Source organism: Delftia sp. PX-1, from assembly GCF_055797465.1.
Genome location: NZ_CP184763.1, coordinates 5,610,721 through 5,633,892, shown reverse-complemented (window position 1 = coordinate 5,633,892; position 23,172 = coordinate 5,610,721). Strand labels below are relative to the sequence as shown.

Below are 23,172 nucleotides of genomic sequence, written 5' to 3'. Positions count from 1 at the left end.
AGCCCAAGGCCGCCGCGTCTTCCTAGAACGTGCGGCGCGGCAGGAGCAGGGCGCAGCGCAGCAGCATCCACGCCAGCCATTGTTCACGTGCGCCCGGCTTGCGCCGTGCGCGTGCGGCGGCCTCGGCAATGTGCAGACGCAGGCTGAACAGGGCCTGGCGGTCGCCCCTTTGCACCGCCTGGTGCCAGGCCTGCTCGCAGCGCTGGCGTTCCAGCGCCTGATCGAGCGGGCTGCGCACGCCGGGCACATCGGCCGTGCCAGGGGTGTCGGTGAGGACGTTCATGGCTGCAGCGCTCCCACGGTTGGGCGGGTGCCTGCGTCTGCATCGCCGCGGTCGCCATCCTGCCGGCCAAAGGCATACCAGTCCACATGCCGTGTGCAGACCATGATCAGGGCCAGCACGGCGAACAGCGCGATGGAGCCCACGATGAGCGCGCTTTGCTCCAGCTGCAGCAGCACATACAGCAGGCCGTAGAGCGAGGCGATTCCCGCAGCAAACGGCAGGCCGCGCTGCAGGCTGCCCAGGATGTGGCTGGCGTAGTAGGCCAGCAGCAGCACGCAGGCCGAGGCAGCAATGCCGTAGGCGCTGGCAAATCCCATGTGCTCCGACAGGCTGATCAGCAGCAGGAAGAAGCTGCACAGCGCCGATCCCACCAGCAGGTACTGGATGGGGTGCACGCGCAATTGCTTGAGCACCTCGAACAGGCCGACGGCCACAAAGGTCAGCACCACGAAGAGCAGGCCGTACTTGGTGGCCCGGTCGCTCAGCGAGTAGGCGTTGATGGGGTCCACGAAGTCGGTGTCCAGCGACTCCAGGCAGGGGCCGCTGCTGGGCGCGTGCGCCGTGGCGGCGTATTCCTCCATGTCGCGGCGGCCTGGCTGGCACAGCGGCTGCTGGTCGGTGAAGGCCTGGCGCGCCGAAGAGGCCAGTGCCGAGAGATTCCAGCTGGCGTTGAATCCCTTGTCGCTGACTTCACGCCGGTTGGGCAGGAAGCTGCCGCCGAATGAGGGGTGGGGCCAATCGGCCGACAGCTGGACCTGGCTGTGGCTGCCCAGCGGCACGAAGGCCAGCTTTTCGGTGCCCACCAGTTCCAGGGCAATCTTCAGCTCAAGGGGCTCGTCCTTCTTGAGCAGGGCAGGCGCCAGCTCCGCCTGCAGGCCTTGCGAGTAGCGTTCCAGCGAGGTGCCGGGTCCCACGTCCAGGCTCTTGCCGCCGGCCTCGATGGTGGCCGAGCGTATGCCGCGCGGATCGGTCAGCGACAGCGCCACGCGCAGTGCGCCGCAGCGCACGGCCTGGTTGGCTGTCGCTTCGATGGACGGCTTTTCCAGGTACTGTGCGGCATGGGTGAAGCTGGCGCTGATGCTGTCCTGCATGGCGTAGGTGCTGACCTGGTGCAGGCCGCGCGAGCGCTCTTCCATGCGTGCCGTTGCCTCATGGCGCAGTTGGTCGGGCAGCAGCATGCGCTGGAACTGGCGCGTGGTCCATTCCGTCTTGCTGCCCTTTTCTATGCCGGTGGTCTCGGTGCAGTTTTGCACCAGCACCGGTCCCATCAGCGTCTGGCGTCCGGCCAGGCTGGCGACCACGCCCTGCACGGCGTTGTCGCGGTTGCGTATGCGGTCGCGCACCACGTCATGTACCAGGCCCAGGCCCAGCATCAAAAGGCCCAGCATGACCAGCAGGGCCACGCCTTTGGCAAGAAGTCGGTTCTTCATTCCACATCCCGTTCGTTGATCGTGGACGCAGTCTGGGCGGGGGCTGTGTGGCCGGAATGAAGTCTGTGAAGTGAAGGTGAAGTCGGATTCGCGCCTCCAAATCCGAGTGAGCAGGCCCTGGCGGTCAGGGTGCCCGCAGTGGCCAGTTCAGCGTGACACGCAGCCCGGGCTGGGCGTTGGTGGCCTGCATGCTGCCGCCGTGTAGCAGCATGATGCGCAGCACGATGGACAGGCCCAGTCCCGTGCCGCTGCGCTCCCCGTTGGGGCGGGGGGTGGTGAAAAAGCGTTCGCCCAGCCGGCCGAGTAGCGCCTCGGGCACACCGGGGCCGTGGTCGCGCACGCTGACGCGGCCGGGCTCCAGGTCCACGTGGATGCTGCTGCCTTCGGGGGCGAAGTCGATGGCGTTGCTCAGCAGGTTGCTGAGGGCCAGCACCACCAGGTCCTGCTCCCAGGGGCCGCTGCTGTCTTGGCCTTGCAGCACCAGCTGGATGCGGCGCTGGTGCGCAGCGCTGTGCACTTGCGCCATGGCCTGTTCGGCACAGGCCTGCAGGCTGCAGGCCGTGTGCGCGTGCAGGGCGCGGCGCTGCTCCAGCTGGCTCAGGCGCAGCAACTGGTCCACGAGGTTTTGCAGGCGCTGGCACTGGTCCACCACCTGGCGCGCGAACAGCTCGCGGTCGGCGGCGGGCAGGTCTTCCTGCAGCAGCTCGCCTGCGCCACGGATGGCGGCCACGGGGCTCTTGAGTTCGTGCGTGAGGGCGCGCACATAGCCCTCGATGTAGTCGCGCCCCTCCAGGCGGCTGCGCATGTTCTCCATGGCACGGGCCAGTTCGCCCAGCTCGCCGGGCATGCGTGGCGCCTCGGGCATGGGCGGGGCGGTGGTGGGGGAGGCGGCCTCGTTGAGCGTGGGCGCCTGTACCTGCTGGGCATAGCTGCGCAGGCGCCGCACATGGATGACCAGCCACCAGGTCACGGCAAAGCCCACCCCGGCCGACAGCACGAGGAACAGCAGGCCGCCGCGCAGCATCTTGCTTTCCGCGCTGTCCACGATCTTCTGCACCGAGTGCGCGGGCTTGGAGGCCGTGAGCACGCCCGCAATGCGGCCTTCCACCATGATGGGTGCCGACACATACATGACGCTGCTGGCCTCGTCGTTCTGCACCTCGCGCGTGGTGCGTGCGCCGTATTCGCCGCGCAGCGTGCGGTACACGTCGCGCCAGCGCGAGTAGTCGGCGCCCTGGTCCAGGCCGGCCGAGTCGAACAGCACCAGGCCTTGCTGGTCGGTGATGGTGACGCGCATGTCCAGGCTGGTCTTGCGCGTGTCCCAGATCCAGACCTTGACGGTCTGGTTGGCATAGGCCTGCATGTGGTGCGCGAAGCGGCTGTCCGCGGGGCTTTGCTGCAGCACGCCGCTGGCCATGTCGTCGCTGGCCAGCGCGGCCAGGGCGTAGGCGGTTTCGACCAGCGTGTCCTCGGTCACCTTGCGCACGCTGGGCTTGACCTCGACCATGAAGACGCGCAGCACGAAGAATGCGGCCAGGCCGTTGATGACGAAAAAGGCGAAGAACAGCCGCAGTCCGAGGCGCATGGCGTGCGGCGGCGTGTCAGTCCGGCAGCGTCAGGCTGTAGCCCATGCCGCGGTGGGTGATGATGAAGTCCTGCTGCGGCACCTGGGCACGCAGCTTGGCGCGCAGGGTCTTGACGTGGGTGTCCACGGTGCGGTCCGTGCTGTCGCTGTCCTGGCCCCAGATGCTGTCGAGCAGGAACTCGCGGCTCAGGATGCGTCCGGGGCGCTCCAGCAGGCAGCGCAGCAGCTGGTACTCGCGCCGCGTCAGCTCCAGGGGCACGCCCTGCATGCGCACGCGCTGGCCTTGCGTATCGATGCTGAACAGGGCATCTGCCGGCGGCGCTGTGCTGGCTGTGGGCGCGGGCTGCAGGCGCTGCGCACGGCGCAGCAGGGCGCGGGTGCGGGCCACCAGCTCGCGCGGGCTGAAGGGCTTGGTCAGGTAGTCGTCGGCGCCCAGCTCCAGGCCCAGCACGCGGTCCATTTCCTCGCCGCGTGCGCTGAGCACCAGCAGCGGCACGGCGGCGCCTGCCTGGCGCAGCTCGCGGCACCAGTCCAGGCCGTTGCCATCGGGCAGGCCCACGTCCAGCAGCAGGGCATCGGGCGGCTGCGCCTGCCATTGCGCGCGTGCATCGGCCAGCTGCAGGCAGTGGCGCACGGCGATGCCGTCACGCTCCAGCGCATAGCAGACGGTGCGCGCGATGGCGGGATCGTCCTCCACCAGCAACACGCGCGGGGCGTTCGTCATCGGCATGCCTTGCATCGCAGTACTCCGGGAGCGGACCCTGGCGCTTCAGATGTCGTGCGCAAGCAGGTCGGCAGGCTTGAGCGTGGGCCGGCTGTCCAGCGAGCGGTGCCGGCACAGCGTGGGCCAGCGCGGGGCGAAGTGCCGCGCCAGTTCCTCGACCAGGAAGACCGAGCGGTGCTGGCCCCCCGTGCAGCCGATGGCCACGGTGACATAGCTGCGGTGGTTGCTGGCCATCATGTCCAGCCAGGATTCCAGGAACTGCTGGATGTCTCGGCGCATCTGGTCCACGCCGGGCTGCTGGCGCAGGAACTCGGCCACGGGCGCATCCATGCCGGTCAGAGGGCGCAGCTGGGGTTCGTAGTGCGGATTGGGCAGCATGCGCACATCGAATACATAGTCGGAATCCGAGGGCAGGCCGTGCTTGAAGCCGAAGGACTGGAAGACCAGGGTCATCTGGCCCACCGGGGCCGCAATCAGCTCCTTGATATAGCTTTGCAGCTGGGACGAGCGCAGGTGGCTGGTGTCGATGACATGCGATTTCTCGCGCAATTCGCCCAGCAGTTCGCGCTCGGTTTCTATGTCCTGCACCAGGGCGCGGCGGCCCTCGGCGACAGGCCCTTGCGACAGAGGATGGCGGCGCCGCGTTTCGGAGAAGCGCCGCACCAGGGTGCCCGTGGTGGCGTCCAGAAAGACCAGGTGGGGCACGACACCCTGGCGCTGCAGCCGCTCCAGCTGCCCGGGCAGGTGGGGCAATCCCCCGGCGCTGCGCGCATCCATGGCGATGGCCACCTTGTTGCTGTGGCGGCCGTGCTCCAGTTCGACGAAGGCGGACAGCAACTCGGGAGGCAGGTTGTCCACGCAGTAGTAGCCGGCATCCTCCAGCGCATGCAGGGCGACGGATTTGCCCGATCCGGACATCCCGGTGATCAGCACGATCTCAAGCGACATGGCATCAGCCTCCATTGGTGTTGCGCGCGCCGTTGGCCGCACGGCCCGGCTTGGGCCGGGTACGCTGCGCGTCGGCCTGCGGCCGCTGCCGGCCGGGCCTGCGCGGCGCCGGGCGGGGCGGGGGTGCCTGGCGCGCCATGGCCAGCATTTCGCGGGCATGGGCCATCGTGGTTTCGGACTGGCGCTCGCCACCGAGCATGCGCGCCAGCTCGGCCTCGCGTGCGGCGCTGTCCAGCGGCTGCACGGTGCTGAGCGTGCCTTGCCTGGCGCGCTGCTTGGCCACCAGGTAGTGCTGGTCGGCGCAGGCGGCAACCTGCGGCAGATGGGTGACGGACAGCACCTGCCGCGATCGGCCCAGTGCGTGCATGAGGCGGCCCACGGTCTCGGCGACGGCGCCGCCCACGCCCGAGTCCACCTCGTCGAAGATCAGCGTGCCGGCCTCGCCCAGCTCGCTGGTGGTCACGGCAATGGCCAGCGAAATGCGCGACAGCTCGCCGCCCGACGCCACCTTGGCAATCGGCTTGGGGCTGGCTCCAGGATGGCCGGCGACCAGGAAGGCCACGCTGTCCACGCCAAAGGCACCAGGGGAGTCGGCCGTGGACAGGGCGGCCTCGAACAGGCCGCCTTCCATGCCCAGGCCCTGCATGGCCTGGGTGATGGCGCGCGACAGGCGCGGCGCAGCCAGGGCGCGTTGCTGCGACAGCACCCGGGCGCTGGCCTGGTAGTGCTGCTGCGCGGATTGCTCTGCAGCGTGCAGGGCCTCGATGTCCACGGCGGCGTCCAGCTGCTGCAGCTCCTGGCGCCAGCCGGCCAGCAGTGCCGGCAGCTCATCGGGCGTGCGGCGGTAGCGGCGCGCCAGCTGCATCCACAGCGACAGGCGTGCATCCAGCTCGGCCAGGCGTTCGGGGTCCAGGTCGGCGCGGCGCAGATAGGCCTGCAGCGAATGGCGCGCATCCTGCACCTGGGCCGTGCACGAGGCCAGCACGTCGGCGATGTTCTGGAACTCGGGCTCCAGGTGTTCCTGGTTCTGTATCAGATGGCTGGCGCGGCCCAGCGGAGTGATCACGCCGGCCTCGTCGTCCTCCAGCATCTGCAGCGTGGTCTGGGCGGTGTCTATCAGGGTCTGGGCATGCGACAGGCGCGTGTGCTGGGCATTGAGCTCGTCCCACTCGTCGGCCTGCGGGGCCAGCTTGTCGAGTTCGGTGATCTGCCACTGCAGCCGTTCGCGTTCGCGCTGCAGGCTGTCCTGGGCGGATTGCGCATGCTGCAGGGCTTGTCGTGCCTGGCTCCAGCGGCTCCAGCAGGCCTGGACCTCGCGGCTGTCTATGCCTGCATAGGCGTCCAGCAGCGCGCGTGCTGCGTCGGGTCGCGTGAGGCTTTGCCAGGCATGCTGGCCGTGGATGTCGATCAGCTGCTCGCCCAGGGCGCGCAGCTGCGTGGCCGTGGCCGGCGTGCCGTTGATCCAGGCGCGGCTGCGGCCCTGGGTGTCCACCGTGCGCCGCAGCAGCAGGCTGTTGTCCTCGCAGGCCAGGCCTGCCGCCTCCAGCCAGGGGCGCAGCCGCGCGCAGCCGTCGAACTCCACGCAGATATCGGCCTGGGGGCAGCCTTCGCGCACCACGTCGGCGTCGGCGCGGGCGCCCAGGGCCAGCTGCAATGCATCGATCAGGATGGATTTGCCGGCGCCGGTCTCGCCGGTCAGCACGGTGAAGCCCGCATGCCAGTCCAGATCCAGGGCCTGCACGATCACGAAGTCGCGCAGCACGATGCGCTTGAGCGCCATGGTCAGGCGCCTCCCTCGTTCCAGCCCAGTTTCTTGCGCAGCGTGGCGAAGTAGTTCCAGCCCTTGGGGTGCAGAAAGCGCACGCTGTGGTGGGCGCGGCTCACGAGGATGCGGTCGCCGTGCTGCAGCGAGGCCAGCGACTGCATGTCGAAATTGGCGCTGACATCGCGCCCGGCCACGACTTCGATCGTGACCTCGTTGGCATCGGACAGCACGATGGGGCGATTGGACAGGTTGTGCGGCGCAATGGGTGCCATCACCCAGGCGGGGATGGACGGATGCATCATCGGCCCGCCGGCGGACAGCGCATAGGCCGTGGAGCCCGTGGGCGTTGCCACGATCAGGCCGTCGGCGCGCTGGTTGGAGACAAAGCGGCCGCCGACCTCGATGCGCAACTCCACCATGCCGGAGGTGCCGCCGCGGTTGACCACCACGTCGTTCATGGCCAGGGCCTCGAACACGCATTCGCCCTCGCGGATCACGCGGGCGCACATCAGGGGACGCAGGTCCTCTTCGTACTCGCCCTGCAGCATGGGGGTGAGCGTGGCCTCGAAGTCCTCCAGCGCGATGTCGGTGACAAAGCCCAGGCGGCCCTGGTTCACCCCGATCAGGGGCGTTCCGTATTGCGCCAGGTGCCGGCTCACGCCGAGCATGGTGCCGTCGCCGCCGACGACCAGGCCCAGGTCGCAATGCCTGCCCAGGCCATCGACATCGAGGGTGGGGTAGTCTGTGAGCCCTGCGTGCAGGGCCGATTGGGTATCAAGCACGACTTCGCAGCCCTGGCGCCTGAGGAAGTCCGCAATGCGCTCGAGCGCGTTGCTGGCATTCTCGGACGGGGCGCTTGCGCTGGGAGCGTGGTACTTCCCGATCAAGGCAACGTGGCGAAACGTGGACGTCATTTCTGGAAATTACATCATTAAAATCATCACATGCTCGACGAACGTGCCAAGTTGTTGCTCAAAGCGCTGATCGAGCGTTACATCGCTGACGGCCAGCCTGTGGGCTCGCGGACCCTGTCGCGTGCGTCGGGGCTTGAATTGTCGCCTGCCACGATACGCAATGTGATGGCTGACCTCGAAGACCTGGGGTTGATCATCAGTCCGCACACCTCGGCCGGCCGCATTCCGACCGCCCGGGGCTACCGGCTGTTCGTGGACACCATGCTCACGGCGGACCGTGCAGATATCGTGACGCCCGAGCTCGTGCCCGAGCAGCCGCAGAAAGTCATCGCCAACGCCGCCAATCTGCTGTCCAGCCTTTCCCAGTTCGTGGGCGTGGTGCTGGTGCCTCGCCGCACCTCGGTGTTCAAGCACATCGAATTCGTGCGACTGTCGGAGCGGCGCTTTCTGGTCATCATCGTCTCGCCCGACGGTGACGTGCAAAACCGCGTCATCTTCACCGACGTGGATTACTCGGCCTCTCAGCTGATCGAGGCATCGAACTTTCTCAACAGCCACTACGCAGGCCTGGCCATGGAAGAGGTGCGCGAGCGCCTCAAGGGCGAGGTCGAGCTTTTGCGCGGCGAGGTGGCCACCCTCATGCAGGCAGCCGTCAACGTGGGCACGGAGGCCATGACCAGTGCCCAGGAGGACGTGGTCATCGCGGGCGAGCGCAACCTGCTGTCGGTCAGCGATTTCTCCAGCGACATGGGCAATCTGCGCCGCGCCTTCGACCTGTTCGAGCAAAAGACCCAGATCCTCAGACTGCTGGATTTCTCCAGCCAGGCCGAAGGTGTGCGCATCTACATCGGGGGCGAAAGCCAGGTCGTGCCCTTCGAGGAGCTGTCCGTGGTCAGCGCGCCCTACGAGCTCGATGGCAAGGTGGTGGGCACGCTGGGCGTGATCGGGCCCACCCGCATGCACTATGACCGCATGATCCAGATCGTGGACATCACCTCCAAGCTCGTCAGCAATGCGCTGAGTCACAAGCGCTGAGTCCTGCGGGTTAGGCTCTACAATAGTTGTTTGCCATGGACTGCATCCGTGCTGCCTTGGTGAATCAGGGGCCTTAGCTCATGCTTGGTTAGAGCAGCGGACTCATAATCCGTTGGTGCCCAGTTCGACTCTGGGAGGCCCTACCATCCATTGGTATGAAAAAGCCTGCCGCCTTTCCGGGCGGCAGGCTTTTTTGCTGGGAGCGACGCTGCCGGCTGGCATGGCTGCGCCTGGCTGCCATTGAATGCGACTTCCAGGTTTTTTGCAGAAATATGGCGCTTTTGCCTGGAAGCTCCAAAACCCGCTGCTACAATGCGAAGCGTTGCGGCTGTAGCTCAGCTGGATAGAGTACTTGGCTACGAACCAAGGGGTCGTGGGTTCGATTCCTGCCAGCCGCACCAAAAAACGCAAAGCCCTGAAGTTGAAAGACTTCAGGGCTTTTTCGTTTTCACGGGCCATCCGCTGGGATCCGCTGGGATGACACCCCCGGTCAGGCTTGCTGCGCCTTCGGCAGCACGATGCTGAAGGTGCTTCCCTGGCCTGGCGCGCTTTCTATCTGCAGCTGCCCGCCATGGCGGGCAGCCACGGTGCGGACAAAGGCCAGCCCAAGGCCTGCGCCGTCCAGGTGCTGATGGTGGTCCAGGCGCTCGAAGGGCTGGCTCAGGCGGGCGACGGCCTGCGCATCCATGCCGGGTCCGTGGTCCCGGATGGCGATGCGGCAATGGCCGGCGTCCTGCAGCAGCAGGCATTGCACCGTGGCGCCGCTTGCCGGTTGCCCGTGCGCTCCGTACTTGATGGCGTTGCCGATCAGGTTGACGGCTGCGCGGTGGAGCATGCCCGGGTCGCCCAGCACGGGGCATTCCTGCTCGGGCAGGCTGAATTCCAGCTGCACATGGGCGGCGCTGGCCTGGGCCCAGCAGCTTTCCACGGCCTGGTCCAGCACCAGGCCCAGGTCCAGCTGCTGCTGGCGCAGCGCCTGCTGCTGGGCACGAGCCAGGTGCACGAAATCGTCGGCCAGCTGCAGGGAGGCCTGGGCATAGCCTTCGATGCGCGGGAGCAGCATGCCCAGGTCGGGCGCTTGTACGGAACCACGCTGCATCTCCAGCAAGGTGATGATGGATGCCACGGGCGCCCGGATGTCGTGCGAGATGAACTGCATGGCCTGGTCGCGCTGGGCCTGGGCGCTGCGCAGATCGCTGATATCGACCAGGGTGATCAGCCAGCCTGCGGTGGGCGGAGCCTCGAAGGCCTGGACCAGCAGCATCAGGCTGCGGCCGCGACCGTCGCGCCCCTCGCTGCTGAGCGGCAGGCCGCCGGCGGCAAGCGCCCTGGCCGTGAGCAGCGGGCTGCCGGCTTGCGGGCCGGGCGCCGTGTCCAGCGCCTGCAGGCCATCGAGCAGCCTGGGAAGGGAGTCGCCAGCGCGCAGGTCGTGATCCAGGCTGCGCGCATAGGCATGGGCCGCGGCATTGGCCAGCAGCACATGGCCCTGGCGGTCGCAGACAAAGGTGGGCGAGGGCAGCTGGCGCAGGCTTTCGCTGACGAAATGGTGCAGGGCGCGCAGTTGCCGCGAAGCCTGCTCGACGGCGGCAATGCGCTGGTCCAGCAGGTCGCCGCCCAGGCGCAGCGCGGTGGGCAGGCCCTGGCCCTGCAGGTCTCGCAGTTCCAGCGCCAGAAAGCGGGCGGCGGCGCGCAGGCGCAGCCAGCTCCACAGCGGATAGGCCAGGGCCAGGCCCAGCAGGGCTGCGGCAGGGGCCGTCTGCACCTGCCAGATGCGTGGTGCCAGCCCGGCCAGCGACAGGCAGGCCAGGGCCAGCAGCGCGCAGGCCAGCATGCCGCCCGAAGGGCCCAGCCAGGCCAGGGCCAGCAGGGCCAGCAGCACGGCTGCGGTGTTGAGCGCACGGTCCAGCCCCGCCGAAGCGCGGTGTACGTGCGAGCCCTGCAGGCTGCCGTTGAGCACATGGGCCAGCATTTCCACGCTGGAGATGGGGCGCGCGCTGGCACCCAGCGGTGCGGTGAACTGCGCTCCCAGTCCGGCGGCCGTCGTTCCTATGAGCACGTATTTGCCGCGAAATGCCGCAGCAGGAATGCGGCCGCGCAGCACGTCGATGTACGAATAGGTGGTGAAGGGCGAGCGGTCACGCGCGCCCTGCTCGGGCCTGGCCTGTGCGAAGGCAATGATCTCCCGCTGGCGGCGCTGCCATGCGGGTGTGCCGGGGTCCAGCGGCGGCACGGGTTCGGGGCGGGCGCATGGGCGGCCGTGCTGGCCCACGCAGTGCAGGGCCAGCGCCATGTGCCACCAGGGCTGCTGCGCGCTGCCTTCAATGGCATGGAAGCTGCGCACGGCGCCGTCGGAATCCACGGGCAGCTGGGTGTGGCCCAGCGCTGCCGCAGCCTGTGCAAAGGCCGGCAGCGGATCCGTGCCCGGCGCCACGGGCAAGGCGGTGCGGCCGCTGCGCTGCAGGACGCGCGCCAGCAGCAGATCATCGCCTGGATAGTCCAGATCTTCTTCGCTGAGCATCACGTCCAGGCCGATGGCGCGCGGCGGGGCCTGGCTGATGCGCTCCAGCAGGCCCGCGTGCAAGGCACGCCTCCAGGGCCAGCGGCCTATGGCGTCGATGCTGGCATCGTCGATGGCCACGATGACGATGTCCTGAGATGCCTTGGGGCGGTGCAGCCAGCTGGCCGTGTCCTGCACCAGTCCGTTGATGCGCTCCAGCTGCCCGTCACCGCTGAGCCAGAACACCAGGGACAGCAGTCCCGCCGCCAGCAGCAGCCAGTCCCGCCGCAGCCCCCGGCCACGCGCGGGCGCCGGCTGCACCTGCTGCGCCGGCGTGGCGGGACTGTCAGGCGAAGGCGGCAGGGTGGACAAGCGTGGTCAAGGATTGAACGGGTGCGGTTACTGGCGCTGCAGGCGCTCTCCGCTGCCCGATTGCATCATCTCGCCGCTGGCATCGACGATCCAGCTGCCGGTGCGGAACTGGCGTGCGGCCGAGAAATCGCTGCGCAGGCCGTTGGCGTCCTCGATCTGCAGCCGTAGGTAGTAGCTGCCTGCGGGCAGGTCCTCGGTGCTCCATTGCGGCTGGTCGGTCCAGAGGTCAACCAGCGGCGCGGTGAACTCCTGGTCGCGCGCCACCATCACGTGGTAGCGCTGGCCGGGCTCGCCACTCCAGCGGATCTGGCGGCTGCCCTCGGCGGGGCCGTCGCCCATCTGCAGCGCGCTGGCCGAGGGCTGGGGCGGCACGGCCGCCAGCTGCATGGCCTGGGCTGCGGCGAACGGGCCCTGGTCGGGCTTGCCGTCGGCCAGCGTGCGGATGCTGGCGGCGCGCCAAAGATAGCGGCCGGCCGGCAGCCGGGCCAGCGCGGCTGCGTGCAATGTGCAGTCGTTCAGGTCGCGCGCGTCGATGGCGGGTTCGGCAAAGCCGGCCTGGGCATCGGCAGAAACGACCTGGATGCGGTAGCGCACGGCGCCCACCACCTTGGTGCACTGCAGGCCGGCGCGGCCCAGGCCCACGGTGGCGTCGGCCTGCGGTGATTCGTACAGCGGCGGCACGGGATGGGCCTTGACGCGCAGGGCGCGCCGGCTGGCTGCACCCGGAATGCCCTGGGCGTCGATGCCGCGCAGGGACAGTACATAGTCGCCATCGTCCACGCCTGCCAGGCGCAGCGGTGAGGCCGTGGCCTGGAAGCTGGCGCTGCGCAGCACCTGGGTCATGTCCGCGTCGCGCGACAGCTGCAGCTGGTAACGCACGGCGCCGGGCAAGGCCGGCAGGGGCAGGCTGATCCAGTTGGCGTCTTCCGCCAAGGCGGGCCAGGCGGTGATGTCGGGTGCGCCCAGCATGGGGCGGGGTTGGCCGACGCGGCCGTCTGCCGCCACGGCCACGCCCTGGCCGGGGTGCAGCAGCGCATCGCCGGAAGGTGCGCCAGAGGCGTCCGAGCCCACGGCGACCGTGCCTTCATCGACGGCGGCCGCTGTCCTGCCTGCCGCATCGGTCTGCACCAGGAAACGCGTGCCCCGCACGCTGGTCGATGCCACAGGCGTGCGCACTTCGAAGCGGCGCTGGGCATTGCCCTGCTCGGGGGGGACCGAGGCCTCCACGCTGCCTTCTCGCAGGTCGATCACGGACTGCAGGCTGCCGGCCCGGCCCTTGCGGCGCATCTGGCGCAGCAGGACATCGGACTGCGACTGCACGCGCACCAAAGAGCCATCGGCCAGGCGCACGGCCACAAAGGCGTCCGGCGCAAGCTGCAGTCGATCGCCTTCCTGCAACGTCTGTCCCCTGCGCAGGACCTGGCCTGCGTCTTCGGCCGAGCCGCTTTGCGTGTCGGCCAGATGGTCGAGCGCGCGTGTGCTGCGCGCATCGCCCTGCACGAATTCCACGGAGGCCACGGCGGCGCGCAGCAGGCGCACGGGAATCTCCAGCACGGAGCCGGGCCGCAGGCGGTACGGGTTGGCCACGCCGTTGTGCTGCTGCAGCTGGGTCCACTGGCGTGCATCGCCCAGGTAGCGGCTGGCCAGCTGTTCCAGGGTGTCGCCTGTGGCCACGCGGTGGGCGAGCATGTCGCCGCCGCTGGCGGCGGGTTTGATCTGGGCCTGTGTGGCGGCAGCGCCCAGCAGGGCCAGGCTTGCCAGCAGGCAGGCCCGCGCGACGGGCCCGCGCAGGCTGGCGGCGAGCAAGAGTCTGTTCATGGTGTTTGAGGTGCCGCCTGCAATGCCTCGTCAGGCACGTCCAGGCGGTAGCCGTAGCCGTACACGGCGCTGATGGCGTAGGGCTGACCGGCGCGCAGGTTCAGCAGCGCGCGCAGGCGCGAGATATGTGTGTCCAGCGAGCGCGACTGCACTTCGGCGTTGTGGCCCCACACGGCTTCGCGCAGGTGTTCGCGCGACAGCAGGCGGCCCTGGTTCTGGAACAGCGTCAGGGCCAGCGTGTACTCGCGGTGCGTCACCTCGATGGGCTGGCCATTCATTTCCAGGCTGTTGGTGGTGGTGAGGAACCGGAAGGGGCCGAACTCCAGCACGCTTTGCGTATTCACCGGATAGGCGCGGCGCAGCAGGGCGGCCATGCGCGCGCGCAGCTCGCCGTGGCGCACGGGCTTGACCATGAAATCGTCTGCGCCGCAGGACAGGCCTTCGACGATGTCGGCCTCTTCGCTGCGGTGGGTGATGATGAGGATGGGCAGCTCGCGGCTCACATGGCCGCGCGTCCACCGCACCAGGTCCGTTCCTTCCATGTCCGGAAGGTGCCAGTCCACGATCAGAAGGTCGAAGCTCTCGCGGCGCAGTTCCAACTGCAGGGCCGAGCCCGTCTGGTAGGTGTGGCAGCTGTGGCCCGTCTCCAGCGCAACCTGACGCAGCATCTCCAGTTGCAGCGGATCATCGTCCAGAGCAGCGATACGCATCCCAATGTCCTTTCACGCAAGCGCCAGAATCCCGGGCGCAGGGCTTGCGGGCAAGACTGCCCGCGAATATGCGGTTTCTCAAGCGAAGCTTACCCTTACTCCGAAGCATCGCGCAGTTGCTGCAGGGCGGCCAGCACCAACTGCGCGTCGGCGGGCTGCAGCCGGGACTGCAGTGCGGACAGGGCCGCCTCGCCTTCCCTTTGCAGTTGGCCGATGGCCTGGCCGGCTTCCTTGGGGGCGTCGAAGCCCAGGCTTTGCAGCAGCAGCTGGCCGTCGGCAGCCACGAGCTTGAAGTAGAACTTGCCGTCGGCTTCGCGGTATTGCTTGAACTGGGGCAGGGCCTGCTTCGCGGCCTTGGCCTTGGCGGCCACGGGGGCCTGGGCCAGGCTGCGCAGGCCGACGGCCGAGCGCAGTTCGCGGATCAGGGGCAGGGTCTCGCGGCGGGCCTTGGTGGCGCCGGCCTGCAGGATGTCCTCCAGTTCGCCCGGATGGGCCACCAGGTGCTCGTAGCGCTCGCGCATGGGGCCCAGCTCGCGGTCGATGCGCTCGAACAGCTGCTGCTTGGCGTCGCCCCAGGCAATGCCTTCGGCGTACTGGTGGCGCAGCGCCTCGGTTTCTTCCTCGCTGGCAAAGCCCTGGTAGATCTGGAACAGGGCCGAGCCCTCGACTTCCTTGGGCTCGCCGGGCGTGCGCGAATCGGTGGTGATGCTGCCGATGAGCTTGCGCAGCTGCTCGCGCGTGGAGAACAGCGGGATGGTGTTGTTGTAGCTCTTGCTCATCTTGCGGCCGTCCAGGCCGGGCAGCGTGGCCACGTTGTCCTCGACCTGTGCCTCGGGCAGCGTGAAGAACTCGCCGCCATAGATGTGGTTGAAGCTGGAGGCCATGTCGCGCGCCATCTCGATGTGCTGGACCTGGTCGCGGCCCACGGGCACCTTGTGGGCGTTGAAGGCCAGGATGTCGGCAGCCATCAGCACGGGGTACATGAACAGGCCGGCAGTCACGCCGTCATCGGTCTCGGCGCCGTCCGCGTGGTTCTTGTCCACGGCCGCCTTGTAGGCGTGGGCGCGGTTGAGCAGGCCCTTGCCGGTCACGCAGGTCAGCAGCCAGCACAGCTCGGGGATCTCGGGGATGTCGGACTGGCGGTAGAAGGTCACATGCTCGGGGTCCAGCCCCGCCGCCAGCCAGCTGGCCGCGATCTCGATGGTGGAGCGCTGCACGCGCGCCGGGTCCTGGCACTTGATCAGTGCGTGGTAGTCGGCCAGGAAGTAGAAGTTCTCCACCTCGCGCGAGCGGCTGGCCGCGATGGCCGGGCGCAGCATGCCGGCATAGTTGCCGAGGTGCGGGGTTCCGCTGGGAGTGATGCCGGTGAGGAAACGGATGGTGCTCATGACGGGAGACTGCGACAGGCAATAGAGAGAAAAGAAGGGAATCTGACGGGCAGGCTGGGCGGGTCTGCCGCGCGTTCAGCGCAGCAGCGCGATCAGCGGCGTCAACGCGAGATCGATCACGGCATAGCCGAGATCCATCAGCGGCCGTAGCCACAGGCTGCCGACCACGCCGGCGATGACCAGTCCCATGACGATGAAGAATCCCCAGGGTTCGATTCGCGCCACCCATTGCGCCTGGCGCCAGGGCAGCAGGCCGACGAGGATGCGCCCGCCGTCCAGCGGCGGCAGCGGGAAGAGGTTGAAGGCCCACATCACCAGATTGACCAGGATGCCAGCGCGGCACATTTCAATGAAGAAGCGCTCGCCCACTCCCGATCCGACCAGAACCACGAGCAGCACGCCCCACATCAGCGCCTGCACGAAATTGGAGGCCGGGCCCGCCAGGGCCACCCAGATCATGTCGCGCTTGGGGTTGCGCAACTGGTCGAAGCGCACGGGCACGGGCTTGGCGTAGCCGAACAGGAAGGCGCCCGAGGTGGCGAAATACAGCAGCAGCGGCATCAGGATGGTGCCGATGGGGTCGATGTGCTTGATGGGGTTGAGCGTGATGCGTCCCATCATGGCGGCCGTGTTGTCGCCGAAGTGGCGTGCGGCATAGCCGTGGGCAGCCTCGTGCACCGTGATCGCGAAGAGCACGGGCAGGGCATAGATGAGTACGGTCTGGATGAGGTTGGAGATGTCCACGGCGGGCATTGTCTCAGACGGCGGCCACCCTTGCCGCTGGGCACCGCCAGAGCCCGTGCGCAGCGCTGCGGCCGACCGGATATGGTGGTTTCCCGCGGATTGGCAACAGCCGCCTCTGTGTTGCAAAATGAAACAGCAATGCGATGGGCGAATCAACAGGTTTTTCACCAAGGCCCTCGGGCCATATGGACAAGAGGTGGCACGTGGGCGTACTGGGCTTGGGCAGGCTGCCGATAGGCTGGCGGCTGGTGATTGCGTTCGGCGGTATCAATCTGCTGGTGTTCACGATGATGGCGGTCACGGTGCTCTCGCTGGGGCAGGCCGAGCAGGCGCTGGCGGCCGGCGGGGCGACCACGGTGGCCGAGCAGGCGCTGGTGCACACGCGCTGGTGGGTGCTGGGCCTGGGGGCGGCCGTCTGCACACTGGCCCTGGTGGCCTGGTTCAGCCTGCGGCGCGGCATCGTGCAGCCGCTGGGCCAGGCCATCCTGATTGCCGAAACGGTGGCCGCCGGCGACCTGAGCCAGGAGTTTTCGACCGAGCTGCAGGGCGACTTCGGCCGCCTGCTGGGCGCGCTGGGCACCATGGAAGACACGCTGACCGAGCTGGTCGGCCGCATCAAGCAGTCCACGGATTCCATCGGCCTGTCGGCCGGTGAGATCGACGCCGGCAACACCGACCTGTCGCGCCGCACCGAGGCCCAGGTCTCGGCGCTGGCCCAGACGGCGGCCAGCATGGAGCAGCTCACGGCCACCGTGCGCCAGAACGCGGAGCGCGCGCATTCGGCCAGCGGCCTGGCCGTCGATGCATCGTCCACGGCCAGACGCGGGGGGGCCGTGGTGGGCGAGGTGGTGCAGACCATGGAGGCCATCAGCGGCAGCTCGCGCAAGATCGTGGACATCATCCAGGTCATCGAAGGCATTGCCTTCCAGACCAATATCCTTGCGCTGAACGCGGCCGTGGAGGCGGCACGCGCGGGCGAACAGGGCCGGGGCTTCGCCGTGGTGGCCAGCGAGGTGCGCAGCCTGGCCGGCCGTTCGGCCGAGGCTGCCAAGCAGATCAAGGAACTGATCACCACCAGCGTGCGCCAGGTGGAAAGCGGCGCGGGCCTGGTCAACCAGGCGGGGGCCACCATGCAGGAGATTGTCGGCGCCGTGGGCCAGGTCTCGGGCCTGCTCGGCGAAATGTCGCAGGCCCTGCGCGAGCAAAGCGAAGGCATTGCCCAGGTCAACGCCGCCGTGGGCCACATGGACAGCGCCACCCAGGAGAACGCGGCCCTGGTGCATCAGGCCTCGCGTGCGGCCTCGGCGCTGAGCGAGCGCGCCCAGGAGCTGGAGCAGGCCGTGGGCGCCTTCAAGCTCGATGACGAGCCGCAGGATGCTGGCGCTGGCGTGCGGGTGCAGCCGCAGAAGCCGTCGATGGCTCCCGCCGCAGTCTTGTCCGCCGCTGTGACGAGGCCGTTGCAGCGCGTGCCGGCTGCTGCACCCCGGCCCCTGGAGTGGGCGCAGCACTGAACGCCTTTCAGGATCAAGCTGCAAAAACAGACGCCGGGCATGCCCGGCGTTGATGCTTGTGCGGGGGGTGGGGTGATTCAGGTCATTTCCAGGCCCAGGGCCTCCAGGCTGCCCCGGCCTTGCCGCACCACGGTGGGCGGATTGCCCAGGGCCATGGGCACCAGGTCGATCACCGTGGTCGGCTCCGAGGGGCAGGCACCTGCATCGACGATGGCATCGAGCTCGTGGGGAAAGCGCTCCAGGATGGCATCCGCGTCATGCAGGGCCTCGGTCTCTCCGGGCGGGATCAGCGTGGTGGCGATCAGCGGCTCGCCCAGCTGCTCCAGCAGCAGCTGCGTGCCCTTGCGGTCCGGCACGCGCAGGCCGATGGTCTTGCGCGAGGGGTGGCTCAGGCGCTTGGGCACTTCCTTGGAGGCTTCCAGGATGAAGGTGTAGGGGCCCGGCGTGGCCAGCTTCAACAGCCGGTACTGGCGGTTGTCCACGCGCGCATGGCTGGACAGCTCCGACAGGTCGCGGCACAGCAGCGTGAGGTGGTGCTTGTCGTTGATCTGGCGGATGCGGCGAAGCCGCTCCACCGCAGGGCGGTCGTCCAGATGGCAGACCAGGGCATAGCTGGAGTCCGTGGGAATGGCCAGGATGGCGCCCTGGCGCAGCATGTCGGCGGCCTGCTTGATGAGACGGGGCTGGGGATTGTCGGGGTGGGCTTCGAAGCGTAGGACCATGGTGTGCGTTGTTTGCGGGAAGGGCTCAGGCCGGCTGAATGCGCTCGCCCAGCAGTTCCCATACCGGCGTCAGCTGGCCCGGCAGGTAGGGCAGGTCGCCCAGGTCGGTATGCGACTCCTCGGGGCTGTGGAAGTCGCTGCCGCGCGAGGCGGCCAGGCCGAACTCGCGGGCCATGTCGGCATAGACGGCGTACTCGCTGGGGCGGTGGCTGCCGGTGACGACCTCCACGCCCTGGCCCCCATGGGCCTTGAATTCGGAAAACAGCGCGTACTCCTCGTTGGCCGTCAGCGCATAGCGGGCCGGGTGGGCGATCACCGCCACGCCGCCGGCCTGCGTGATCCAGCGCACGGCGTCGGCCAGGCGCGCCCAGGTATGGGGCACGTAGCCGGGATGGCCTTCGGTCAGGTAGTGGCGGAACACCTCGCCGGTGTCGCGGCAGCGGCCGGATTCCACGAGAAAGCGCGCGAAATGCGTGCGCGAGATCAGCGCGGGATTGCCGGCAAAGCGCAGCGCGCCTTCGTAGCTGCCTTCAATGCCGGCCAGCTCCAGCTGGCGGGCCATCTCGCGGGCGCGGGGACCGCGTCCGTCGCGCGTGGCATGCAGGCCTTCGACCAGGGCCGGGTCGTCTGCGTCAAAGCCCAGGCCCACGATGTGCACCGTGGTGCCTGCAAAGCTCACCGAGATCTCTGCGCCCGTCAGGTAGTCCAGGCCGCAGGCGCGCGCTGCGGCGGCTGCGCGGTGCTGGCCGCCGACCTCGTCGTGGTCGGTCAGCGCCCACAGCTGTACGCCGCGGGCCGCGGCACGTTCGGCCAGTTGTTCAGGCGTCAGCGTTCCATCCGAGACCACGGAGTGGCTGTGCAGATCGGCATTCAGATAGGACTTGGGCACCGGCCCATTGTAGGTGTCGGTCCTTTTCCGAGCCTGGCGCTGCGGCTGGGGACTTCCCTGAGTGCGGGTTTACCGCCCTCAATAGTGACAGCGGCATGACGATGATCAGCCAGGCGCCGTCAAGGGTGGACAAGAATGATTGCCCGGAGCGAAGGTCGGCGGGGCGCCATGGCCAGGCTCCGGCATTGTTAGAAAAAAGATCGGTTTTTCCATGAATCTGAATCAAATCACCGTCGCCCAGAAACTCTGGGCCCTGGTGCTGGGACTGCTGGTGAGTATGCTGGCGGTCAACGGCGGCATCCTGTTCTATCTGCACGGAGTCAACGAGAAGATCAACACCGACGTGATGACCGCGCAGCGCGGCGCCACGCTGGCGCGCGAGTGGCGGCATCTGACCCAGATGAGCGTGGAGCGCTCCATCGTCGCGGCCATGTCGCCCGACGAGACGCTGGCCGCGCAGCAGCGCGCGCTGATGAGCAAGGGCATAGAACGCATCAACGTGCTGCAAAAGCAGGTGGGCGAGCTGCAGCTCGATGCCAAGGGCAAGCAGGCGCTGGAGGCCGTGGCGGCCGAGCGCCGGGAAACGCTCAAGGCCAACTCGGCGGCCCAGGATGCGCGCAAGGCCAGCGACTTCGCCTCCACCTTCGACATCGTGGAAAAGCAGCTGCGCCCGGCGGCCGAGCGCTACAACACGGCGCAGGAAGCCTTTGTGCAGCAGCAGGAGCGCCAAAGCGAGCTGGCGCGCGAGGAGGGCGTCGCCCACCGCACCCGGGCCTACTGGATCGGCGCCCTGGCCAGCGCGCTCATCGTGGCCCTGGGCCTGTTCATGGGCATGGCCATCATGCGTTCCATCACACGGCCGCTGGACCAGGCCGTGGCGCTGGCCGACGGCATTGCCGCAGGCGACCTCACGGGGTCGGTGCAAAGCAACCGGGGCGATGAGCTGGGCCATCTGCTGCAGGCGCTCAACGGCATGGCCCAGCGGCTGCGCGGCGTGGTGGGCGAGGTGCGTTCGGGCGTGGAGTCCGTGTCCACGGCCTCCAACCAGATCGCCAGCGGCAACCAGGACCTGTCCTCGCGTACCGAGCAGACGGCGGCGAATCTGGAGGAGACGGCGGCCAGCATGGAGGAGCTGACGGCCACCGTCACCCAGTCGGCCGATACGGCGCGCCAGGCCAACCAGCTGGCCGCCACGGCCGCGCAGGCGGCCGAGCAGGGTGGCGCCGTGGTGGCCCAGGTGGTCACCAGCATGCAGCAGATCACGGACAGCAGCCGCAAGATCGCCGACATCATCGGCGTGATCGACGGCATTGCCTTCCAGACCAACATCCTGGCGCTCAACGCCGCCGTGGAAGCGGCCCGCGCAGGCGAGCAGGGCCGGGGCTTTGCCGTGGTGGCCGGCGAGGTGCGTTCGCTGGCGCAGCGCAGTGCCGAGGCCGCCAAGGAGATCAAGCTGCTGATCACCACCAGCGTGGACAACGTGCAGTCGGGCTCGCAGCAGGTGGAGCAGGCGGGGCGCTCCATGGAGGAAATCGTCTCCAGCGTGCGCCGCGTCAGCGACCTCATCGGCGAGATCACCGCCTCGTCCACCGAGCAGCGCGACGGCATTGGCCAGGTCAACCAGGCCGTGAGCCAGCTCGACCAGATGACGCAGCAGAATGCGGCCCTGGTCGAGGAATCCAGCGCGGCTGCGCTGGCCATGCAGGACCAGGCGCGGCGCCTGTCCGAGGTGGTGGCGGTGTTCAAGCTGGGGCAGGAAGGCAGTGCGCTGGCACCGGCCCGGGCGCAGGCGCCCGCCAGTTCAGCCGCCGTGGCGCGCCGACCGGCAGCAGCCCCTGCAGCGGCGGCACGTCCCGCGCCCGCGGCACGCCCGGCTGCCGCCGTGCGCAATGCACCGGCGCCCCAGATCCAGCCTCCTGTGGCCAAGGCGCCCGCCCGGGCACCTGCCAAGGCCGGCGCGGACGACGACTGGGAGACCTTCTAGCGGGAGGAGCGGGGATGCAGGCCGGCGCGTGCATGTGCGCCGGCCTGCAGGCCTTCGTCAGTTGCGCGGTTTGCCGTAGTCGGGCGAGCGCGGGCCCGGCAGCAGTCCGCGCTGCGCCATGGGCGACAGCAGGCGCTGGTTGGCGATGGAGGCGATCTGCACGCTGCGGTCGTTCATGGTGTCCAGGATCTGGTTGAGCAGTGCCGTCACCAGAATGCCGACCAGTCCGCCGCCCGAGCTTTGGCCTTCGGCACTGGAGGCCGTGGCGCTGCCGTCCCACAGCTGTGTGCCGGTACGCAGGTCCACCAGTTTGGCGTCCAGCGTGACCACCGAGGCGCTGCTGATCACCGCATAGCTGGTGCCGTAGTTGCGGATGTTCAGGTACAGGGCCGCATCGGCGCCAAAGATTTCACGGAGCTTGGCCACGGGCAGTTCCTGCGCATCGTCGGCGCTGACGATGCCGTTCTGGCGGAACATTTCCTCGGTGACCGCCACGGGCAGGACGTAGTAGCCAGCCTCTGCCAGCGGCAGCGTGATCTGCGACAGCACGCCGGCCGGCGCATTCACTTCCGGCGACTGGTTCAGCGCGGGCATGACCAGGATGGATGCAGGCTTGGATGCCCGCAGTGCCGAATAGTCATAGGGCGCAGTGGTGGCGCACCCGGTCAGTGCGACGGTCATGGCCAGGGCCAGGGTCTTGATGTGTGTGCTCAGGCGCATCTCAATCCTTGCGGGCCGTGAAGGTTTGCAGCAGCGTGTCCATGAACTTGGCGGATTCGGGGAAATGCTGCTTTTCCTCTGCCAATTGCTGCACCGTCTTTTCGTTGTTGCCGGTCCGGGAATACAGCATGGCCATATGGGCGCGATAGCCGGGGGGCAAAGCCTTTCCCTCGGCCTGCACCTTCAGGCGGGTTTCTTCCAGCTTGAGCAATTGGTCCTCGGCGCCTGTGCTTCCGTCATCCTTGAGGTATTGATAGACCTGGGGCTGGTAATCGTTCCAGGCATACAGCGGCTGGCGCGGTGCGGCGCAGCCGGCCAACGAGGCGCAAATGGCCAGTGCAGCCAGGGTTGCGGCCGAATGGGGAATCTGCTTCATTGGGCGGGCTTCCATGCACCACTGTCCATGCCGGCCGCCAGCTTGTCCACGGCTTCGCGGATGGCCAGATCCAGCACCTTGCCATTGAGTGTGGAGTCATAGCCGGCCGTGCTGCCGAATCCCACGATTTCGCGGTTCGACAGGCTGTATTCGCCCGCACCCTGTACCGAATAGACGACTTCGGAGGTCTGCACCCGGACGATGTTCAGGCTGACCTTGGCATAGGCCACCTGCTCCTTGCCACGGCCGAGCACGCCGAAGAACTGGCGGTCCCCGACCACCTTGCGGCCGAACTCGCTCACGTCGCCGGTCACGACGTAGGTGGCGCCCTTGATCGCCTGCTCCTGCCGGTTGAAGCCCGCTTCCTGGCGGGTCTCGGACATGTTGTCGCGGTCCAGCACGCTGAATCGGCCGCTTTGCTGCAGGTGGGTTACCAAGATGGTTCTGGCCTGGCCACCGAGGCGGTCGACTCCGTCCGAGAAAATGCCGCGCTGGAAGCTGGAGCGGTTGTCGAACTTGCCCACGGAAATGGGGCTGCGCGGGCCTTGATAGGCGCTGTATGCAGAAGCGGGTTTGGCCGTTTCAAGCGTGCGCGATTGCTCGGTGGTGGCGCAGCCGGAAAGGCCGGCGGCCAGGGTGATGGCAATGGCCGTGCAAGGCCACAGGCGAGAAGTCATGAGTTTTTCCCCGGTTTTCTTGGAATGAATTTGCAATAAATTGTTGCAAAAAACCGGGGATATTAACCGAGCGGCGCCGT

General features: G+C 68.1%; 20 protein-coding genes and 2 tRNA genes. 5 read left to right on the top strand and 17 right to left on the bottom strand.

Annotated features, from left to right (window positions below):
* Window positions 1-22: 22 nt before the first annotated feature.
* The 7 genes from ACN20X_RS25725 to ACN20X_RS25695 form a co-directional block, all read right to left on the bottom strand.
* Window positions 23-283: a hypothetical protein gene (locus tag ACN20X_RS25725; RefSeq protein WP_016445705.1), complete on the bottom strand. Its 261-nt coding sequence runs from the start codon at window positions 281-283 to the stop codon at window positions 23-25.
* On the bottom strand, window positions 280-1,713 hold the full coding sequence (gene creD / locus ACN20X_RS25720; RefSeq protein WP_016445706.1) for a cell envelope integrity protein CreD: 1,434 nt from the start codon (window positions 1,711-1,713) through the stop codon (window positions 280-282). The genes ACN20X_RS25725 and creD overlap by 4 nt, the downstream gene beginning before the upstream one ends.
* A gap of 124 nt (window positions 1,714-1,837) precedes the next feature.
* The gene (gene creC, locus ACN20X_RS25715; protein ID WP_016451046.1) at window positions 1,838-3,298 is read right to left on the bottom strand and encodes a two-component system sensor histidine kinase CreC; all 1,461 of its coding nucleotides are present in this window, start codon (window positions 3,296-3,298) and stop codon (window positions 1,838-1,840) included.
* A gap of 16 nt (window positions 3,299-3,314) precedes the next feature.
* Window positions 3,315-4,037 (bottom strand): two-component system response regulator CreB, encoded by a 723-nt coding sequence (creB, locus tag ACN20X_RS25710; protein ID WP_016451047.1) that lies wholly within the window; start codon window positions 4,035-4,037, stop codon window positions 3,315-3,317.
* A 30-nt stretch (window positions 4,038-4,067) separates the two neighbouring features.
* Entirely contained in the window at window positions 4,068-4,970 is a 903-nt protein-coding gene (gene rapZ, locus ACN20X_RS25705) for an RNase adapter RapZ (protein ID WP_016451048.1), read from the bottom strand.
* A 4-nt stretch (window positions 4,971-4,974) separates the two neighbouring features.
* Complete coding sequence (gene recN, locus ACN20X_RS25700) at window positions 4,975-6,750, bottom strand: DNA repair protein RecN (RefSeq protein ID WP_016451049.1); 1,776 nt, start codon at window positions 6,748-6,750, stop codon at window positions 4,975-4,977.
* Between the two features lie 2 nt (window positions 6,751-6,752).
* Window positions 6,753-7,649, bottom strand: coding sequence for an NAD kinase (locus ACN20X_RS25695; RefSeq protein ID WP_016451050.1), 897 nt, complete (start codon window positions 7,647-7,649; stop codon window positions 6,753-6,755).
* A 30-nt stretch (window positions 7,650-7,679) separates the two neighbouring features.
* On the opposite strand from ACN20X_RS25695, the gene hrcA reads away from it, so the two are divergent.
* The 3 genes from hrcA (at window position 7,680) to ACN20X_RS25680 (ending at window position 9,085) form a co-directional block, all read left to right on the top strand.
* A complete protein-coding gene (gene hrcA, locus ACN20X_RS25690) occupies window positions 7,680-8,684 on the top strand; it encodes a heat-inducible transcriptional repressor HrcA (RefSeq protein WP_016445711.1) in 1,005 nt (334 codons plus the stop codon).
* A gap of 67 nt (window positions 8,685-8,751) precedes the next feature.
* Window positions 8,752-8,830: transfer RNA gene (locus ACN20X_RS25685), tRNA-Ile, on the top strand.
* Between the two features lie 178 nt (window positions 8,831-9,008).
* Window positions 9,009-9,085, top strand: a tRNA-Arg gene (locus ACN20X_RS25680).
* Between the two features lie 89 nt (window positions 9,086-9,174).
* Here ACN20X_RS25680 and ACN20X_RS25675 read toward each other — a convergent pair.
* From ACN20X_RS25675 to ACN20X_RS25655, 5 genes are all read right to left on the bottom strand, one after another.
* Entirely contained in the window at window positions 9,175-11,553 is a 2,379-nt protein-coding gene (locus ACN20X_RS25675; RefSeq protein WP_016451076.1) for a CHASE2 domain-containing protein, read from the bottom strand.
* Window positions 11,554-11,580: 27 nt separating this feature from the next.
* Entirely contained in the window at window positions 11,581-13,371 is a 1,791-nt protein-coding gene (locus ACN20X_RS25670; protein WP_016451077.1) for a FecR family protein, read from the bottom strand.
* On the bottom strand, window positions 13,368-14,081 hold the full coding sequence (locus ACN20X_RS25665; protein WP_016445714.1) for a response regulator transcription factor: 714 nt from the start codon (window positions 14,079-14,081) through the stop codon (window positions 13,368-13,370). Before ACN20X_RS25665 ends, ACN20X_RS25670 begins: the two co-directional genes overlap by 4 nt.
* Window positions 14,082-14,176: 95 nt before the next feature.
* Window positions 14,177-15,469, bottom strand: coding sequence for a tryptophan--tRNA ligase (locus ACN20X_RS25660; RefSeq protein ID WP_016451078.1), 1,293 nt, complete (start codon window positions 15,467-15,469; stop codon window positions 14,177-14,179).
* A gap of 75 nt (window positions 15,470-15,544) precedes the next feature.
* A complete protein-coding gene (locus ACN20X_RS25655) occupies window positions 15,545-16,222 on the bottom strand; it encodes a site-2 protease family protein (protein ID WP_016445716.1) in 678 nt (225 codons plus the stop codon).
* Window positions 16,223-16,398: 176 nt separating this feature from the next.
* Between ACN20X_RS25655 and ACN20X_RS25650 the strand changes: the two genes are divergently transcribed.
* A complete protein-coding gene (locus tag ACN20X_RS25650) occupies window positions 16,399-17,724 on the top strand; it encodes a methyl-accepting chemotaxis protein (protein WP_313280311.1) in 1,326 nt (441 codons plus the stop codon).
* A gap of 77 nt (window positions 17,725-17,801) precedes the next feature.
* Here the strand turns inward: ACN20X_RS25650 and ACN20X_RS25645 are convergent, their stop codons facing one another.
* Complete coding sequence (locus ACN20X_RS25645) at window positions 17,802-18,446, bottom strand: L-threonylcarbamoyladenylate synthase (RefSeq protein WP_016445718.1); 645 nt, start codon at window positions 18,444-18,446, stop codon at window positions 17,802-17,804.
* Window positions 18,447-18,471: 25 nt separating this feature from the next.
* Complete coding sequence (locus ACN20X_RS25640) at window positions 18,472-19,335, bottom strand: 3',5'-nucleoside bisphosphate phosphatase (protein ID WP_016445719.1); 864 nt, start codon at window positions 19,333-19,335, stop codon at window positions 18,472-18,474.
* Between the two features lie 211 nt (window positions 19,336-19,546).
* On the opposite strand from ACN20X_RS25640, the gene ACN20X_RS25635 reads away from it, so the two are divergent.
* Entirely contained in the window at window positions 19,547-21,319 is a 1,773-nt protein-coding gene (locus ACN20X_RS25635; RefSeq protein ID WP_046984442.1) for a methyl-accepting chemotaxis protein, read from the top strand.
* 57 nt (window positions 21,320-21,376) lie between these two features.
* On the opposite strand, the gene ACN20X_RS25630 is transcribed toward ACN20X_RS25635, so the two are convergent.
* Genes ACN20X_RS25630 through ACN20X_RS25620 form a run of 3 tightly spaced genes read right to left on the bottom strand, consistent with a single transcriptional unit; the run spans window position 21,377 to window position 23,092 of the window.
* A complete protein-coding gene (locus ACN20X_RS25630; RefSeq protein ID WP_017407772.1) occupies window positions 21,377-22,039 on the bottom strand; it encodes a DUF799 domain-containing protein in 663 nt (220 codons plus the stop codon).
* Window position 22,040: 1 nt separating this feature from the next.
* A complete protein-coding gene (locus ACN20X_RS25625; RefSeq protein ID WP_016445722.1) occupies window positions 22,041-22,415 on the bottom strand; it encodes a DUF4810 domain-containing protein in 375 nt (124 codons plus the stop codon).
* Window positions 22,412-23,092, bottom strand: coding sequence for a CsgG/HfaB family protein (locus tag ACN20X_RS25620; RefSeq protein ID WP_016445723.1), 681 nt, complete (start codon window positions 23,090-23,092; stop codon window positions 22,412-22,414). The genes ACN20X_RS25625 and ACN20X_RS25620 overlap by 4 nt, the downstream gene beginning before the upstream one ends.
* Window positions 23,093-23,172 lie beyond the last annotated feature (80 nt).